This window comes from Streptomyces sp. NPDC127098 (assembly GCF_042722465.1).
Classification (GTDB): Bacteria; Actinomycetota; Actinomycetes; order Streptomycetales; family Streptomycetaceae; genus Streptomyces; species Streptomyces millisiae.
In genome coordinates this window covers 41556-58369 of record NZ_JBHXFJ010000040.1, presented here as the reverse complement: position 1 = coordinate 58369, position 16814 = coordinate 41556, and the positions used below count along the sequence as shown (strand labels likewise).

The 16814-nt window shown below is 72.9% G+C and carries 12 protein-coding genes; 4 read left to right on the top strand and 8 right to left on the bottom strand.

Annotation, left to right across the window (positions count from 1 at the left end; all coding sequences use genetic code 11):
* Positions 1–2: 2 nt before the first annotated feature.
* Together ACFWI8_RS23540 and ACFWI8_RS23535 are read right to left on the bottom strand one after the other, a co-directional pair.
* Positions 3–659 carry an MBL fold metallo-hydrolase gene (locus ACFWI8_RS23540; RefSeq protein WP_387094857.1) on the bottom strand — a complete coding sequence of 219 codons (657 nt, stop codon included), beginning with the start codon at positions 657–659 and terminating at the stop codon, positions 3–5.
* Between the two features lie 34 nt (positions 660–693).
* Positions 694–1383: a maleylpyruvate isomerase family mycothiol-dependent enzyme gene (locus ACFWI8_RS23535; protein WP_387094855.1), complete on the bottom strand. Its 690-nt coding sequence runs from the start codon at positions 1381–1383 to the stop codon at positions 694–696.
* Between the two features lie 197 nt (positions 1384–1580).
* On the opposite strand from ACFWI8_RS23535, the gene uvrA reads away from it, so the two are divergent.
* On the top strand, positions 1581–4532 hold the full coding sequence (gene uvrA, locus ACFWI8_RS23530) for an excinuclease ABC subunit UvrA (RefSeq protein WP_387094853.1): 2952 nt from the start codon (positions 1581–1583) through the stop codon (positions 4530–4532).
* Between the two features lie 145 nt (positions 4533–4677).
* Positions 4678–8127, top strand: coding sequence for a phosphodiester glycosidase family protein (locus ACFWI8_RS23525; RefSeq protein WP_387094851.1), 3450 nt, complete (start codon positions 4678–4680; stop codon positions 8125–8127).
* Between the two features lie 51 nt (positions 8128–8178).
* On the opposite strand, the gene uvrB is transcribed toward ACFWI8_RS23525, so the two are convergent.
* Entirely contained in the window at positions 8179–10290 is a 2112-nt protein-coding gene (gene uvrB / locus ACFWI8_RS23520) for an excinuclease ABC subunit UvrB (RefSeq protein ID WP_387094849.1), read from the bottom strand.
* Positions 10291–10473: 183 nt separating this feature from the next.
* On the opposite strand from uvrB, the gene ACFWI8_RS23515 reads away from it, so the two are divergent.
* Together ACFWI8_RS23515 and ACFWI8_RS23510 are read left to right on the top strand one after the other, a co-directional pair.
* Entirely contained in the window at positions 10474–11451 is a 978-nt protein-coding gene (locus ACFWI8_RS23515; RefSeq protein WP_387094847.1) for a glycerophosphodiester phosphodiesterase, read from the top strand.
* A 38-nt stretch (positions 11452–11489) separates the two neighbouring features.
* Positions 11490–12083: a methylated-DNA--[protein]-cysteine S-methyltransferase gene (locus ACFWI8_RS23510; RefSeq protein ID WP_387094845.1), complete on the top strand. Its 594-nt coding sequence runs from the start codon at positions 11490–11492 to the stop codon at positions 12081–12083.
* 117 nt (positions 12084–12200) lie between these two features.
* Here the strand turns inward: ACFWI8_RS23510 and ACFWI8_RS23505 are convergent, their stop codons facing one another.
* The 5 genes from ACFWI8_RS23505 to ACFWI8_RS23485 form a co-directional block, all read right to left on the bottom strand.
* Positions 12201–12941 (bottom strand): M23 family metallopeptidase, encoded by a 741-nt coding sequence (locus tag ACFWI8_RS23505; RefSeq protein ID WP_387094844.1) that lies wholly within the window; start codon positions 12939–12941, stop codon positions 12201–12203.
* 399 nt (positions 12942–13340) lie between these two features.
* Positions 13341–14093 (bottom strand): PIG-L deacetylase family protein, encoded by a 753-nt coding sequence (locus tag ACFWI8_RS23500; protein WP_387094842.1) that lies wholly within the window; start codon positions 14091–14093, stop codon positions 13341–13343.
* A gap of 34 nt (positions 14094–14127) precedes the next feature.
* A complete protein-coding gene (locus tag ACFWI8_RS23495; protein WP_387094840.1) occupies positions 14128–14583 on the bottom strand; it encodes a type II toxin-antitoxin system PemK/MazF family toxin in 456 nt (151 codons plus the stop codon).
* A gap of 84 nt (positions 14584–14667) precedes the next feature.
* Positions 14668–15456 (bottom strand): hypothetical protein, encoded by a 789-nt coding sequence (locus ACFWI8_RS23490; RefSeq protein ID WP_387094838.1) that lies wholly within the window; start codon positions 15454–15456, stop codon positions 14668–14670.
* On the bottom strand, positions 15456–16745 hold the full coding sequence (locus ACFWI8_RS23485) for a VWA domain-containing protein (RefSeq protein ID WP_387094836.1): 1290 nt from the start codon (positions 16743–16745) through the stop codon (positions 15456–15458). The genes ACFWI8_RS23490 and ACFWI8_RS23485 overlap by 1 nt, the downstream gene beginning before the upstream one ends.
* Positions 16746–16814: the final 69 nt, after the last annotated feature.

Sequence of the window (16814 nt, the reverse complement as noted above, 5' to 3'; positions counted from 1 at the left end):
AGTCACCAGCCCCGTTCGCGCCACTCGGGGAGCTTGGGGCGCTCGGCGCCGAGGGTGGTGTCGTTGCCGTGCCCCGGGTAGACCCAGGTCTCGTCGGGGAGCCGCTCGAAGAGCTTGGTCTCGACGTCGTGCAGCAGTCTGGCGAACGCCTCGGGGTCGTCGTGGGTGTTGCCGACGCCGCCGGGGAAGAGGCAGTCGCCGGTGAAGAGATGGGGGTGGCCGTCGGGGTCGTCGTAGACGAGGGCGATGGACCCGGGAGTGTGGCCGACGAGGTGGCGCGCGGTGAGCCGGCAGGCGCCGACGGTGACCTCGTCCCCGTCGTCGACGAGCACGTCGGTGGGGACCGGGATGCCCTCGGCGTCGTGCCGGCCGGCGAGGGTGCGGGCCCCGGTGGCGTCGACGACCTCCCGCAGCGCCTGCCAGTGGTCGCCGTGCCGGTGGGTGGTGACGACGGTGGCGAGGCCGTCGTCACCGATCAGGTTCAGCAGCGTGCGGGGCTCGGCGGCGGCGTCGATCAGCAGCTGCTCGCCGGTCTGGCGGCAGCGCAGCAGGTAGGCGTTGTTCTGCATGGGTCCCACGGCGACCTTGGAGATGATCAGCTTGGCGAGCTCGTGAGCGTCGGCCGGCTGTCCGACCGTGACGTTTCCGGTGTAGGCCATGGCCGTCAGTCTGCTACAGCCGCGCGGCCCGCGGTCAGAGGCCGGGCAGCTCGGGCAGCGGTTCGGCGGCGGTGAGGCCGCTGCCCGCGGTGCGCCCGCTGAGCCAGCCGACGAGCGCGGCGGCGGTGCCGACGATGATCCGCGGCGGTTCGCCGGCGCGGCCGGTGCGCCAGCTGCGGCCGTCCTCGGCGCGCAGCTCGACGGGCGGCACGTCGGGGTGGTCGGCGAGGCGACGGGCGAGGTACTCGGGCGCCCGGTCGAGGAAGGCGTTCGGCAGGCTGGCGATGGTGCGGCCGATGTCGAGGTCGATGCCGTGCAGCTCGATCTCGACCCAGCGGCGGAGCGGGATGACGGAGGCCGCGTCCCGCTGTCCGTCACGCAGCGTCACGACGGCTTGCCACTCGTCGTCGGTGAGCCGCGCGGTGGCGGTGGCGAGCCGGTCGGCGCTGTCCCGCAGGTCGGCGAGGTGGGTCGCGAGCGGCCGGGGCGCATCGCGCTCGATGTCGGCGTTCCTGGCCTCGAGGCTCGGGTACATGGGGCGGCCCTGGAACACGTTGACCAGGGCGTCGGCGTTGCGCGCGAGGTGGGCGAGGACGTGGCCGCGGGTCCAGCCGGGGAGGCGGGAGGGCTGGGTGACCGCCGCGTCGTCCAGGGTGGCGACCTCGGCGACGAGGCGATCCGTGGCGTCGTTGAGGCCGGCGAGGTCGGCCGTGGGTCCGGTCATGATCACCACGCTATCTCCCTCACACCTTCGGGTGAAGATGGCGGGAAGCGACCGGGAATCGAACGGGCGTGCTATAGGGTGCGGAACGCAGGGCCCGAGGCATCCGGGGGACATTCGTCAGATGCCGCCCATACTCTTGAACGGGCCGCCTGCGCTCCGCGGGCGGTCCGGGATTCACACGAAAGGTGCCATCCGGCGTGGCCGACCGACTCATCGTGCGAGGCGCTCGCGAGCACAATCTGCGGAATGTCTCGCTCGACCTGCCCCGCGACTCGCTCATCGTCTTCACCGGGCTGTCGGGTTCTGGCAAGTCCTCGCTCGCCTTCGACACGATCTTCGCCGAGGGCCAGCGGCGCTACGTCGAGTCGCTGTCCTCCTACGCCCGGCAGTTCCTCGGGCAGATGGACAAGCCGGATGTGGACTTCATCGAGGGTCTCTCCCCCGCGGTCTCCATCGACCAGAAGTCGACCTCGCGCAACCCGCGCTCCACGGTGGGCACGATCACCGAGGTCTACGACTACCTGCGGCTGCTCTTCGCCCGTATCGGGCGACCGCACTGTCCCGAGTGCGGCCGTCCGATCGCCAGGCAGTCGCCGCAGGCGATCGTGGACAAGGTGCTCACGCTCGAGGAGGGCAGCCGCTTCCAGGTGCTGTCGCCGCTGGTGCGGGAGCGCAAGGGCGAGTTCGTCGACCTCTTCTCCGACCTGCAGACCAAGGGCTACAGCCGCGCCAGGGTGGACGGCGCGACGGTCCAGCTGACCGACCCGCCGAAGCTGAAGAAGCAGGAGAAGCACACCATCGAGGTGGTCGTGGACCGCCTCACGGTGAAGGAGAGCGCCAAGCGCCGGCTGACGGACTCGGTGGAGACCGCCCTCGGCCTCTCCGGCGGCATGGTCGTGCTGGACTTCGTCGACCTGCCCGCGGACGACCCGCAGCGCGAGCGGATGTTCTCCGAGCACCTGTACTGCCCCTACGACGACCTGTCCTTCGAGGAGCTCGAGCCGCGCTCCTTCTCCTTCAACTCCCCGTTCGGCGCGTGCCCCGAGTGCAGCGGCCTCGGCAGCCGGATGGAGGTCGATCCCGAGCTGATCGTGCCCGACCCGGAGAAGACCCTGGAGGAGGGCGCCATCCACCCGTGGTCGCACGGGCAGACCAGGGGGTACTTCAACCTGCTGCTCGGCGCCCTCGGCAAGGCGTTGAACTTCCGCACGGACATCCCGTGGGAGGGGCTGCCGCAGCGCGCCCGCAAGGCGATCCTGCACGGCCACAAGTCCAAGATCGAGGTGCGCTACGAGAACCGGCACGGCCAGGAGCGCGCCTACACCACGGCCTTCGAGGGCGTGATCCCGTTCGTCCAGCGCCGGTACGCCGAGGCCGAGACGGACAACAGCAGGGAGCGCTTCGAGGGCTACATGCGCGAGGCACCCTGCCCCGGCTGCCGGGGCACCCGGCTGAAGCCTCTGGTCCTCGCGGTCACGGTGCAGGGCAGGTCCATCGCGGACGTGGCGGGCATGTCGATCAGCGCCTGCGCCGACTTCCTGCGCGAGATGACGCTCACCGACCGCGAGAAGACCATCGCCGAGCGGGTCCTCAAGGAGGTCAACGAGCGGCTCCGCTTCCTGGTCGACGTCGGCCTCGACTACCTGTCGCTCGACCGCGCCGCCGGCACCCTGTCGGGCGGCGAGGCCCAGCGCATCCGTCTCGCGACCCAGATCGGCTCCGGCCTGGTGGGCGTCCTGTACGTGCTGGACGAGCCGTCGATCGGCCTGCACCAGCGGGACAACCACCGGCTGATCGAGACCCTGGTCCGCCTGCGGAACCTGGGCAACACGCTGATCGTCGTCGAGCACGACGAGGACACCATCCGCACCTCCGACTGGGTGGTGGACATCGGCCCGGGCGCCGGCGAGCACGGCGGCAAGGTGGTGCACAGCGGGCCGCTGGCCGAGCTGCTGGCCAACGAGGAGTCGCTGACCGGCCAGTACCTGTCAGGGAAGCGCTCGATCCCCACCCCCGCCGAGCGGCGCCCGGTGGACCGCAAGCGGCAGCTCACCGTGCACGGCGCCCGCGAGCACAACCTCAAGAACGTCGACGTCAGCTTCCCGCTCGGCGTGCTGACGGCCGTCACCGGCGTGTCGGGGTCGGGCAAGTCCACCCTGGTCAACGACATCCTCTACACCCACCTGGCACGCGAGCTCAACCGCGCCAGGGCGGTCCCCGGCCGGCACACCCGGATCACCGGCGACGACCTGGTGGACAAGGTGGTGCACGTCGACCAGTCGCCGATCGGCCGCACCCCGAGGTCGAATCCGGCCACCTACACGGGCGTCTTCGACCACGTCCGCCGGCTCTTCGCGGAGACCACGGAGGCCAAGGTCCGCGGGTACCAGCCGGGCCGCTTCTCGTTCAACGTCAAGGGCGGCCGCTGCGAGAACTGCTCGGGCGACGGCACCATCAAGATCGAGATGAACTTCCTGCCCGACGTGTACGTGCCCTGTGAGGTCTGCCACGGCGCCCGGTACAACCGGGAGACCCTGGAGGTGCACTACAAGGGCAAGTCCATCGCCGAGGTGCTGGACATGCCGATCGAGGAGGCCCTCGACTTCTTCGAGGCCGTCCCCGGCATCGCCCGCCACCTGCGCACCCTGCGGGACGTCGGCCTGGGGTACGTCAGGCTCGGCCAGCCGGCGCCCACCCTCTCCGGCGGTGAGGCCCAGCGGGTCAAGCTGGCGGCCGAGCTCCAGCGACGCTCCACCGGATCCACGGTCTACGTGCTGGACGAGCCCACAACCGGGCTGCACTTCGAGGACATCCGCAAGCTGATCTCGGTGCTGTCGGGGCTGGTCGACAAGGGCAACACGGTGATCGTCATCGAGCACAACCTCGACGTGATCAAGACCGCGGACTGGGTGGTGGACATGGGTCCCGAGGGCGGCTCGGGCGGCGGCCAGGTCGTCGCCCAGGGCACCCCCGAGCAGGTGGCCGCCGAGCCGGCCAGCCACACCGGCAAGTTCCTCCGGGACCTGCTCGGCGACCTGCCGTCCGCCGGATCCCCGGCCGACGACGGGACCACCTCCGGAAAGGCTCCCACCGGCAGGACCTCCACGGGCAGGGGCCGCGCGAAGCGGGCGGCCACCAAGCGGAGCTGACACGCCGTGAGGCTCCTTCGGGACCGGTGGGGTTGTTCCCCCGGAGTTCTCGTCGGCCCTCTGGTATAGACCGGTTCTCCTTGGAACGCTGAGCCGTTGTCGGCGCGGTGCGCGCCGACAACGGCACGCGTCCTAGGGAGTTCCTGTGTCAGGAATCGCCGCGCGCTTCAGACCGCGCGCCCGTTCACTGCTCGTGCTGGGGGTGGCCTCGGCGCTCGCGGTCCTGTCCACGCCACCGCCGGCCATGGCCGCCCCGGCGCCGGCCCTCGTCCGCGTCGTCCCCGCGTCGGTGGCCGACGGCGACGGCATCGAGCTGTCCCGCACCGAGCAACCGGTCGCGCCCGGCGCCGAGCTGACGACCTACCGGCGCCTGGAGTCCGACAAGTGGCTGAGCGCCCAGGCGCTCACCGTCGACCTGACCAGCGAGCTGCGCGTCGACTACCTCGCGGCCGACGAGGTGGCGGAGGCGGCCACGGTCGAGGAGCTGGTCGCGGGCCACGACCCGGGCGAGGGGCGCACCACCGTGGCCGCCATCAACGGCGACTTCTTCGACATCAACGGTTCGAGCGCCCCGCTCGGCCCCGGCGTCGCCGACGGCGAGCTGCGCCACTCGGGCTCCGGCAGCGCCGTCCAGACCGCCGCCATCGGCCCCGACGGCGCGGGCCGCGTCCTGGACCTCTACTTCGACGGCACCCTCACCCTGCCGGCCGGCGAACTCGACCTCACCGGCTTCAACGCGGCCACGGTCCCCGCCGGCGGCATCGGCCTCTACACCCCCCTGTGGGGCGAGGCCGACCGGGCGCTGCCGGTCGCCGGGGCGGCCGACGTCACCGAGGTCGTGGTGGTGGACGACCGCGTGGCCTCGGTGTCCGAGAAGCCGGGCGCGGGCCCGATCCCGGACGGCTCCTACGTGCTGCTCGGCCGGGACGCCGGGGCCCGGGCCCTCGGCGGGCTGGCCGCCGGCGACCCGGTCACCACCGAGTACGCGCCCCGCACCGGCGACGGAGGGCCGCTGCCGCGCACCGCGGTCGGCGGCCGCGGCGTGCTGGTCTCCGAGGGCGAGCCGGTGAACTGGGAGGGGCTGCCGAACAACGCGACCGCCCCGCGCACCGCGGTGGGCTTCTCGCGGGACGGCCAGGAGATGTACGTGCTGACCGTGGACGGCCGGCAGGCGCACTCCGGCGGGGTCACCCTGACCGAGCTCGCGCTGCTGATGGCCGACCTCGGCGCCTACAGCGCGCTCAACCTGGACGGCGGCGGCTCCACCACGCTGCTCGCCCGGGCACCGGGCGACGCCGCGCCCACCGTGGTCAACAGCCCCTCGGACGGTCGGCAGCGCGAGGTGCCCAACGGCCTGGCCGTCACCGCCCCCGAGGGCAGCGGCGCGGTGGCCGGCTACCGGGTCTACACCACCGTCGACCCGGACCTGGCCCCCACCGCCGACCCGGTGCCGGGCGGCCACCCCGAGCGGGTCTTCCCCGGACTCACCCGCCGGCTGACCGCCACCGGGCACGACGAGACCCACGGCCCGGCCGACGACGCCGAGGGCCCGCGCTGGCGCTCATCCCGCCCGTCGGTGGGCGTCGTGGACGGCGACGGCGTGTTCACGGCCCGGCGCCCGGGCACGGTCGAGGTCACCGCCTCCCGGCACCGGGCCGCGGGATCGACGGAGCTGACCGTGCTCGGCGAGCTGACCAGGATCACCCCCACCACCCGACGCGTCGGCCTCGCCGATCCGGACGCCGCCGGCTCCTTCGGGGTGCTCGGCCACGACGCCGCCGGCGGCTCGGCGCCCGTCGAGCCGGCCGACGTCGCCCTCGACTACGACGCCTCGCTGTTCCGGATCGAGCCCGACCCGGCGGCCGGCGGCTTCACGGTGACCGCGGCCTCCGACGCCGCCACCGCCTCGGGACTGATCAGCGCGACGGTGGCCGGGGTCACCACCACCGTGGCGGTGACCGTCGGCCTCCGGGACACCGTGGTGGCCGACTTCGAGGACGCCGACCGCTGGGTCTTCAGCCACGCGCGGGCCGGCGGCTCGCTCACCCCCGAGCCGGCCGGGCGGGAGGGCGCCGGGGTGCGGATGGCCTACGACTTCACGCTCTCCACCGCGACCCGCGCCGCCTACGCGACCCCACCGGCCGACATCCCCGTCCCCGGCCAGCCGCAGAGCTTCACCCTGTGGGTGGAGGGCGACGGCCGCGGCTCCTGGCCCTCGCTGCAGCTGGTCGACGCCCAGGGCGTCGGCCAGGTGCTGCGCGGCCCCCACATCACCTGGGAGGGGTGGCGCCAGATCACCTTCCAGGTGCCGCAGGGCGTGGCCTACCCGGTGTCCGTGCGCCGCTTCTACGTCGCCGAGACCCGGCCCGACACCCGGTACGCCGACGAGATCGTCTTCGACGAGCTGCGCGCCCAGACCCCGCCCGAGGTGGCGCTTCCCGAGACCGCCCGTTCGACCGACCCGCTGATCGGCTCCGCCGCGGACACGGCGGCCAGGGACTGGCGGTTCGCCGTGGTCTCGGACGCCCAGTTCGTGGCGCGGGACCCGGACAGCGACATCGTGGCCCTTGCCAGGCGGACGCTGCGCGAGGCCAGGGCCGCCGACCCCGACTTCGTGGTGCTCAACGGCGACTGGGTGGACGAGGGCTCGCCGGCCGACCTGGCGTTCGCCCGCCAGGTGATCGAGGAGGAGCTGGGCGACGCCCTCCCCTGGTACTACGTGCCGGGCAACCACGAGGTGATGGGCGGCTCCATCGACGGCTTCGAGGAGGAGTTCGGCCCGGCCCAGCTGACGTTCGACCACCGGGGCACCCGCTTCGTCACGCTGGACAGCTCCTCGCTGACCCTGCGCGGCGGCGGCTTCGCCCAGTTGCGCGAGCTGCGGGCGCAGCTCGACGCGGCGGCGCGGGACCGCTCGGTCGACTCCGTGGTCGTGATGTCGCACGTGCCGCCGCGGGACACCACGGTGCGGCCGGCCAGCCAGCTGACGGACCGTCTCGAGGCCGCGCTGCTCGAGCGGTGGCTGGCGGAGTTCCGGCGGGAGACCGGCAAGGGCGCCGCGTTCTTCGGCGCGCACGTGGGCGTCTTCGACGGCTACCGGACGGACGGGGTGCCGTACTTCATCGGCGGCGACGCGGGCAAGGCGCCGGCCGCCGCGCCGGACGAGGGGGGCTTCACCGGCTGGGCGCTGGTGGGCGTGGACCGGGTCCCACCGCACGAGCAGGCCGAGGCCAGGCGGTCGCCCGAGACCCTGCTGCCGGACTGGCTGACCGTGCAGACCAGGCCGCACGTGGACGCGCTCGACCTGTCCGCGCCCGCCACGCTGCGGACCGGCGAGACGGCGACGGCGGGCGCCACGCTCACCCAGCGCCTCGCCACGGGGGACCGTGAGGTCCCGGTGGCCTTCCCGGTCAGCGCCGACTGGGCCGGCTCACGCGGCCTCCACCTGGGCCAGGCCGAGGAGGCCGGACGCGGTGACGTGGCGGCCTTCGATCCGGCCACCGGGCGGCTGACCGCCCTGCGCCCCGGCGCCGTCACCCTCACGGTGACGGTCGGCGGCGTGCGCCGGGCCGCGGAGATCCGCGTCACCCGCTGAGCCGGCCGGGGGGGGGCCGCCGGCGCGGCGGCCCCCACCCCGCCTCGGGCGCTACTTGAGGCCCACCTCCCGCATCTGGCGCAGCTCCTTCTTGAGGTCGGAGACCTGGTCCCGCAACCGGGCCGCGATCTCGAACTGGAGCTCGGCGGCGGCGGCCCGCATCCGGGCGGTCAGCTCCTCGATGGTCTCGGCCAGCTCGGCGGCCGGCCGGTCGGTGAGCTCCTTCTCGCCCCTGCCTCCGGCCCGCGAGGCGGCGGGCAGCGGCGCCTTGCCCTTCTTGGCCCCCTCGGACTTCCGGTAGCCGGTGTCGAGCAGCTCCTGGGTGTCCACGTCCTCGCGGGCGATGGTGGCCACGATGTCGTTGATCTTCTTGCGCAGCGGCTGCGGGTCGATGCCGTTGGCCTCGTTGTAGGCGACCTGCTTGGCGCGGCGCCGGTTGGTCTCGTCGATGGCGCGCTCCATGGCCGGCGTCACCCGGTCGGCGTACATGTGGACCTGGCCCGACACGTTCCGCGCGGCACGGCCGATGGTCTGGATCAGTGAGGTGCCGGAGCGCAGGAAGCCCTCCTTGTCCGCGTCCAGGATGGCCACCAGCGACACCTCGGGAAGGTCGAGGCCCTCCCGGAGCAGGTTGATACCGACCAGCACGTCGTACTCGCCGCTGCGCAGCTCGCGCAGCAGCTCGACGCGGCGCAGGGTGTCCACGTCGCTGTGCAGGTAGCGGACCCGGATACCCAGCTCCAGGAAGTAGTCCGTGAGGTCCTCGGCCATCTTCTTGGTCAGCGTGGTGACCAGGACGCGCTCGTCCTTCTCGACCCGGGTCCGGATCTCGTGCACGAGGTCGTCGATCTGGCCCTCCGTGGGCTTCACGACCACCTCGGGGTCGACGAGCCCGGTGGGGCGGATGATCTGCTCGACCACCCCGTCGGAGCGGGAGAGCTCGTAGGCGCCCGGGGTCGCGGACAGGTAGACGGTCTGCCCGACCCGCTCCAGGAACTCCTCCCACTTCAGCGGCCGGTTGTCCATCGCCGAGGGCAGCCGGAAGCCGTGGTCGACCAGGGTGCGCTTGCGCGAGGCGTCCCCCTCGTACATGGCACCGATCTGCGGGACCGTGTTGTGCGACTCGTCGATGACCAGCAGGAAGTCCTCGGGGAAGTAGTCGAGGAGGGTGTGCGGCGGGGAGCCGGACTCCCGGCCGTCGACGTGCAGCGAGTAGTTCTCGATGCCGGAGCAGGTGCCGATCTGCCGCATCATCTCGATGTCGTAGGTGGTGCGCATGCGCAGCCGCTGGGCCTCGAGCAGCTTGCCCTGCCGCTCCAGGGTGCCGAGGCGGTCGGCCAGCTCCGCCTCGATGCCGGAGATGGCGCGCTCCATCCGCTCGGGCCCCGCCACGTAGTGCGAGGCGGGGAACACGTAGAGGTGGTCGTCCTCCGAGATCACCTCACCCGTGAGCGGGTGCAGGGTGGACAGCGCCTCGATCTCGTCGCCGAACATCTCGATGCGGACGGCCAGCTCCTCGTAGACCGGGAAGATCTCGATGGTGTCGCCGCGGACCCGGAAGGTGCCGCGGGTGAACGCCAGGTCGTTGCGCGTGTACTGGATGTCCACGAAGCGCCGCAGCAGCGCGTCCCTGTCGATCTCCTGACCGAGCTTGAGCGGCACCATCCGGTCCACGTACTCCTGGGGGGTGCCCAGGCCGTAGATGCAGGAGACGGAGGCGACGACCACCACGTCACGCCGGGTGAGCAGCGAGTTCGTCGCGCTGTGCCGGAGCCGCTCGACCTCCTCGTTGATCGAGGAGTCCTTCTCGATGTACGTGTCCGTCTGCGGGACGTACGCCTCGGGCTGGTAGTAGTCGTAGTACGAGACGAAGTACTCCACCGCGTTGTTCGGCAGGAGCTCGCGGAACTCGTTGGCCAGCTGGGCCGCCAGCGTCTTGTTGGGCGCCATGACCAGGGTGGGGCGCTGCAGCCGCTCGATCATCCACGCCGTGGTGGCCGACTTGCCGGTGCCGGTGGCGCCGAGCAGGACGACGTCCTTCTCCCCTCCGCTCACCCGCTTCTCCAGCTCGGAGATGGCCGAAGGCTGGTCGCCGCTTGGCTGATAAGGGCTGACGACCTCGAAGGGCGCCACCGTACGTTCGATGTGAGAAACGGGCCGCATGGCACCAACCGTACGACCAGGCACTGACAACGCGGGCGGGCTGACCGGTCGTCCCCCCGGGTTCAACTCTCGGTAACCGTCGTTCTCCCTCCTCGTTTCCAGGAACGGGGAGGCTCCCCGCGTCCCACCCCGCCCGGGTGCACGGCGTCGCCCGGGTTTCGCCCCGAAGTCAGGAGTCCCCCCATGCCGAAGTTGCGTAAGCCCGCCCCGAAGGGGCGGATCAGCGTGCTCGTCACGGTCGGCGCGCTCGCGCTCCTCGTCCCCGGCGGGGCACTCGCGGTGTCGGCGTCCTCGCTGGCCGCCGAGTCCCCCGAGTCCCCGCCCGCCACCGGGGCGTCGGCGGCGTCCGCGGCCGTGGTCGCGGAGGGCGCGGCGGCCGACCAGGAGCGGGGCCCGCGGCTCGTGGCGCACCGGGGGGCCTCCGGGTACGCGCCGGAGAACACCCTGGCCGCGGCGGACGTCGCCCACGAACTGGACACCGAGTGGGTCGAGACCGACGTGCAGCAGACCGCGGACGGCGAGCTGGTGCTGCTGCACGACACCACGCTCAGCCGCACCACCGACGTCGAGGAGGTCTTCCCGGACCGCGCCCCGTGGAACGTCTCGGACTTCACGGCCGAGGAGATCGCCCAGCTGGACGCCGGCAGCTGGTTCGGCCCCGAGTTCGCCGGTGAGCCGGTGCCCACGCTGGGCGACTACCTGGACCTGCTCGAGGAGAACGGGCAGAGCCTGCTGCTCGAGATCAAGTCCCCGGAGCTCTACCCGGGCATCGAGGAGGACATCGTCGCCGAGCTGCGGGAGGAGGGGTGGCTGCGCGGCCGTCCCGGCGACCGCCTCGTGGTGCAGAGCTTCAACGCCGACTCGGTGCGCACGGTGCACGAGCTCGTGCCCCGGGTGGTCACCGGCTTCCTCGGTACCCCGGCGCTGGCCGACGTGCCCGAATACGCCGAGTTCGTCGACCAGGTCAACCCCCGGTACCGGGACCTGACCGCCGAGTACGTGGCGGGCATCCAGGCCGTCCGTGGCGCGCACGGCAGGCCGCTCGAGGTGTACTCCTGGACGATCAACGACGCCGCCACGGCGACCACGGTCGCCGGACTCGGGGTGGACGGGATCATCACCGACTTCCCGGACCGGGTCAGGGCGGGCCTGGGCGACTGAGCGACCGACTGTCAGTGGGGCGGCCTAGGCTGCCCCACATGAGTCGTGACACGCGCGAGGGGCCCGCGGGGCCCGAGCAGGATCCCCGGCCCACCTGCGCCTGGTCGGTGCGGGAGACGCCCATCGGGCCCCTGCTGCTCGCCGCCACCGAGCGCGGCCTGGTGCTCGTGGTCTTCCACGCGGACGACCGCGCGTCCAGGCGGGCGCTCGCCCGTCTGGAGGGGGTCCTGGGGCGTCGCCCCGTACCGGCGGCGGAGGAGCCGGTGGCCGGCCCGCTCATCGAGGGGGCGTGGTCCGAGCTCGACGCGTACTTCGCGGGGCGGCTGCGGTCCTTCGACACGGCTCTCGACTGGTCGCTCGCGCCCGGCTTCACCGGGCAGGTGCTGCGGGAGCTCGCGGCCTCGGTGCCGTTCGGCGGCGTCGTCGGGTACGGCGAGCTGGCCGACCGGGTCGGCGATCCGGGCGCGGCGCGAGCGGTGGGCGCCGCGATGGGGGCGAATCCGCTGCCGGTGATCGTGCCCTGTCACCGGGTGCTCGCGGCGGACGGCGGGATAGGCGGCTTCGGCGGCGGCCTGGAGACCAAGCGGGCGCTGCTCGCGCTCGAGGGGGTGCTCCCGGCGCCACTGTTCTGAGCGGGGGCCGGAGGCGGCGGAGCCACGGCCGCCCGGCCCCGTCACACCGCGCTGACCCCCCGGGCCTACGGGGGGCCGGGGGGTCAGCGCGTGGTTCGACGGTGGTTCTTCGCCGGCTCAGATGTCCAGGTCGTGCTTCTTGAGGAAGGCGACCGGGTCGACGGCCGAGCCGTAGTTCGCCGTGCTCCGCACCTCGAAGTGCAGGTGCGGGCCGCTCGAGTTTCCGGTGTTGCCGGACTCGGCGATGAGGTCACCGGTCGACACCCGCTCACCCACCCGGACCTCGATCTTCGAGAGGTGGGCGTACTGGGTGTAGACACCGTCGGAGTGCTTGATCACGACGGCGTTGCCGTAGGCGGGGCCGTCGCCGGCGCCGTTGCCGCCGGCCTTGACGACGGTGCCGCCGTGCACGGCGTGGACGTCGGTGCCGACCGGCACCGCGAAGTCCTGGCCGCTGTGCTTGTGGGCCCAGCGGTCACCGCTGTTGCCGAACGTGGCGGTCAGCGAGTAGTCGTCGGATATCGGCGACACCCAGGACTTCTCCGCCTTCTCCTTGGCGGCGGCCTGCGCGGCGGCCTGGGCGGCGGCGGCCTGGGCGGCCTCCTCGGCCTTCGCCTTGGCGGCGGCCTGGGCCTCGGCGGCCTTGGCGGCCGTCTGCTGGGCGTGCGCCTGGCTCTGCGTCGTGTCGGCCAGCTGGCTGGCGGTGTGCGAGGCGAATACGTCGGCGTGGCCGCCCTCGGCCGCCGCCGCCACGCCCGTAAGAGCCACGGAACCGCACACGGCGGCCGTCACGACGGCGGCGACTCGCTTGCGGACACCGAAGATCTTGCGGGGCTGGTTCGCGGTGGTGTTCGGCATGGGGGACCTACCTCTGCGATTCGGGGGGACATCCGGCCAGACCCGAGCGAGAAGCATCAAATCAGCCGGTCGAATCTCATTGATAACGACCGGTTTGCCCGTTTTCAAGGACCGTTGTTACTAGACGACCGCGTAGTGAAAACGAGGGAGGAAAGTCCCTCCACACCCCTCCGTCGAGGGGCCCCACCCCAGAAGAAACGGGCCGGGGCGATCCGCCCCGGCCCGACTGAAGCCCCTCCGACCTGCGCTGTCACCCCCGGGGCCGGCAGGCGTCCGAACCCCCTGCCGTTCTGCCAGGACCCCCGGGCCGAAAGTCCCGGGCCTCTTGTCACATTTCCCTTCTATCGCTTTTCGTAGCTCGTCTGGAGGCTGTGACGAGGGCCACCGGAAAGCCACCGATCAGCGCGGGAAAACCTCGAATCCGACGCAGGGAACGCCGCCGAACCGCTCCGCCACGACGGCCGCCGCCTGGCGGTGGAGATCCCTGGCGTACTCCTCGGGCGGCAGGTCGCTGAGCGCCGCGATGTACGCGCGATGCTCCGCGAGCGAGGCGACCGCACGCTCGAGGGCCGCCTCCCCCACCGCCTGGGCGTGGGTCGGCTCGGGCGAGCCGGCCACGGCGACCCAGCGCACCCCGCCCCAGGTCTCAAGACCGCCCTCTCCCAGCTGGTCCCGGAAGATCCATCGGTTGCCGGCGTCCCCCGCCGCGTCCAGCACGGCCCGGCCCACGATCCGGTGGTCGGGCGTGTTCCAGGCCCGGCCGCCCCAGGTCTCCCGGTGGTTGATGGTGATCAGCAGCTCGGGCCGATGGCGCCGGATGGCCGCGGCCAGGTCGGCCCGCAGCGCGGGGCCCTCCTCGACCACCCCGTCCTGGTGGTCGAGGAACTCCACCTCGCGCACCCCCACCGCCGCGGCGCTGGCGAGCTGCTCACCCTGCCTGATCCGCGCGGACTCGGCGGGGTCGATCCCGTCGATCCCCGCCTCGCCCCTGGTGACCAGCACATAGGCCACGTCCTTGCCCGCCGCGGTCCACTCGGCGACGGCTCCGGCCGTCCCGTACTCCACGTCGTCGGGATGGGCGACGATCGCCAGCGCCCGCCGCCAGTCCACGGGCATGGGTTCCAGGGGCACGATGTCGGACGGGTGGGGCATGGTCCTCGACTCCTCCGCTTCTCGCCGATCGGGTTCAGCGCCAGCCGTGGCGCAGCTGAAGGTTGTGGACGACCTGCTGGAACCTGGCCCGGTCCAGGGCGCACGCCTCGCGCCGCATCCCGTCCGGGTGCACCCGGAGCACCCGGTCCAGGTGCACCCAGGACTCCCGCCCCGAGCGGTCCCAGGGCCCCGAGCCGAGCGGCATCCACTCGCGGTCGTGGTCGCGGTCCTGGCTGGAGAGCTGGACGGCGAGCAGGGTCTCGGCGGCCTGCTCGCGGGCCACCACGAGCACCGGCCGGTCCTTCCCGCGCCCGTCGTTCTCCTCGTAGGGCACCCAGGTCCACACGATCTCCCCCGGGTCGGGGTCGCCGTCCGGCTCCGGCGCGTAGGTGGTGCGCACCGCGCCCACGGCGCGGGGCTCCACCTCGACCGTCGCACCGGGGCCACTCCGGCCGGGGATCTCGTCTATGCCGATGTCACTGCGATCCATGCGCACACGCTATCGCCGCCGACGATCACTCCACCCCAGGGGGACGACGCCGGCACCGCCGTCGTCCCCCTCTGTTTCGACCCGTCAGCCGGCGCCGCCGCGACGGGGGCGGGACAGCAGGTAGCCGCCGGCGCAGGCCAGGGCGCCGAGCACCCCGCCGCCCGCCGTCCACAGCCAGCGGGGGGTCCACCAGCCGCCGCTCCAGCCGCCCTCGGGCTCGGGCAGGGCGGCCAGATAGGGCTCGGCCGCGTCCTCGCCCGGTTCGTCCTCGCCGGCCGGGGGCCCCGCGGCACCGACCGGCAGCAGTGGGGTGGCCAGCTCGCCGCCGCGGTCCGCCGAGCCGCCCGCGTCCTCCACCGCCGTCGTGACCTCGACATCGATCGGCTGCCCGAGGTCGCGCTCCGGGAGCTCGGCCACCGTCACCCGCAGGTAGTAGGCGCCGGGCAGCGGGTCGTCGGACCAGGGCTCGGCCCAGCTCCGCACGGTGCGGATGGTGCAGCTGAGCGTCACGGAGCCGGCGTCTTCCGCCGCCGTGGCGAGCTGCTCGCCCCCGGTGCACGCCTGCCGGCGGCGCAGCCCGTCGTAGACGTCAACCCGCCAGATCGAGGGGCCCGTGCGGTCCACCCTCGGGGAGAAGTCGACGGTGGCCTCGGCGGTGGCCGTCTGGCCCGCCGCGACCGGGAAGGTCCAGTACAGGTAGTCGCCGGCCGAGGCCGTGGCGCCGCCACGCTGCCCCTGGTCGAGGACCGTGGCGGTCCTGAAGTTGGTGCCCGCCTCGGCCGGTATCTCCACGTCCTCCGCGGCGGCAGCCGGCCCGGTTCCGGCCAGCAGCACGGCCGCGGTCAGCAGGGAAAGTCGCGGTGTTCTGCCCATCAGGCCCTCCCCGAAGCGGTTCCCATACGGGCCCACAGGCCCCACACCAGGCCGACGACCAGGCCGACGACCGTCAGCAGCACCAGCGGCACCCAGCCCCTGGCCAGGCCGAAGGCGGCGACGTCGGACGGATCGTCCGACGCCGACACCACGTCGACGGTGAGTTCCACGGGCAGCCCGGGGGTGCGCTCGACGGCGTCCGGCGCGGAGAACGAGCTGCTGACCTCCAGGCACACGACGTCCGGCCCGATCGCTCCGCCCGGCGCCACGTCCGCGTCGTCCACCTCGGGCACCGCGTAGCGCAGCCCCGTGGAGATCACGTCGGTGCGGCCGCTGTCCGCCCCGGTACCGCGCACGAGTTCCCGGCCATCGCCGTCGAGCGCGCGCAGCAGCACGCCGTAGTCCGGGTTGACCGGGCGGTCGGCTGCGACGCTCACCGAGGCGCGCAGCTCCTGCCCCGCCGTCAGTGCCACCTGGTAGAAGCGGTGCTGGTTGAACTCCTCGCGGTCGCTGTAGACGCCGACGCCGAGGTACGGCGCCTCCGCGCAGAGGTCGGCACCGGTCACCGCGGTGGGGGTCTCCACCGGCAGTTCGGCGCGGTCCACCAACTGGTTGAGCCGGTCGGCCAGTCGGTCGGAGTCCTGCACGGCCGTGTAGGTGCCGCCGGTGGCCTCGGCTATGCAGCTCAGCTGCTCGCGCACCGCGTCGTCCAGCGTCAGGCCGAGGGTGTCCACGACCAGGTTGGTGCCGCTGGCGGCCAGTTCGCGGGCGACCACGCACGGGTCCGGCTCGCCGCAGGAGTCCTCGCCGTCGGTGATCAGCACGATCCTCCGGGTCCCCGGCTCGTCGCCGAGGTCCTCGTTGGCGCCGCGCAGCGCGAGGCCGATCGGGGTGAAGCCGGTGGTGGGCCGCAGGGTGGCGACCGCGGTCCTGGCCTCGGTCCTGTCCACCGGACCCACCGGGTAGAGCTGTTCGCTGTCCCGGCAGCCGGCCTCGCGGTCGTCGCCCGGGTTGCCGGCGCCGAGCGTCCTGATGCCGAGGTGCACCTCGTCGGGGACGGCGTCGATGACCTCGTTGAACGCCTGCTGGGCGGCGGCGATGCGGGACTCGCCCCCGCTCATGTCGCGCTCCCGCATGGAGCCGCTCACGTCGAGGACCAGCTCGACCCGCGGCGGTGGCCCCTCCTCGGGCTCGGACTGATCGGCGACCGCACTCGTCGTCAGGGCGCCCGTCGTCAGGACGGCGAACAGGGCGCTGAGAGCCGCCGCCGACCATCGTCTTATGATCATCTTCGGATCCTATTGATCCGTGGCCCGCACTCCCAAAACGCCGTCAGCTCGCCCCGCGCCGGTACCTTG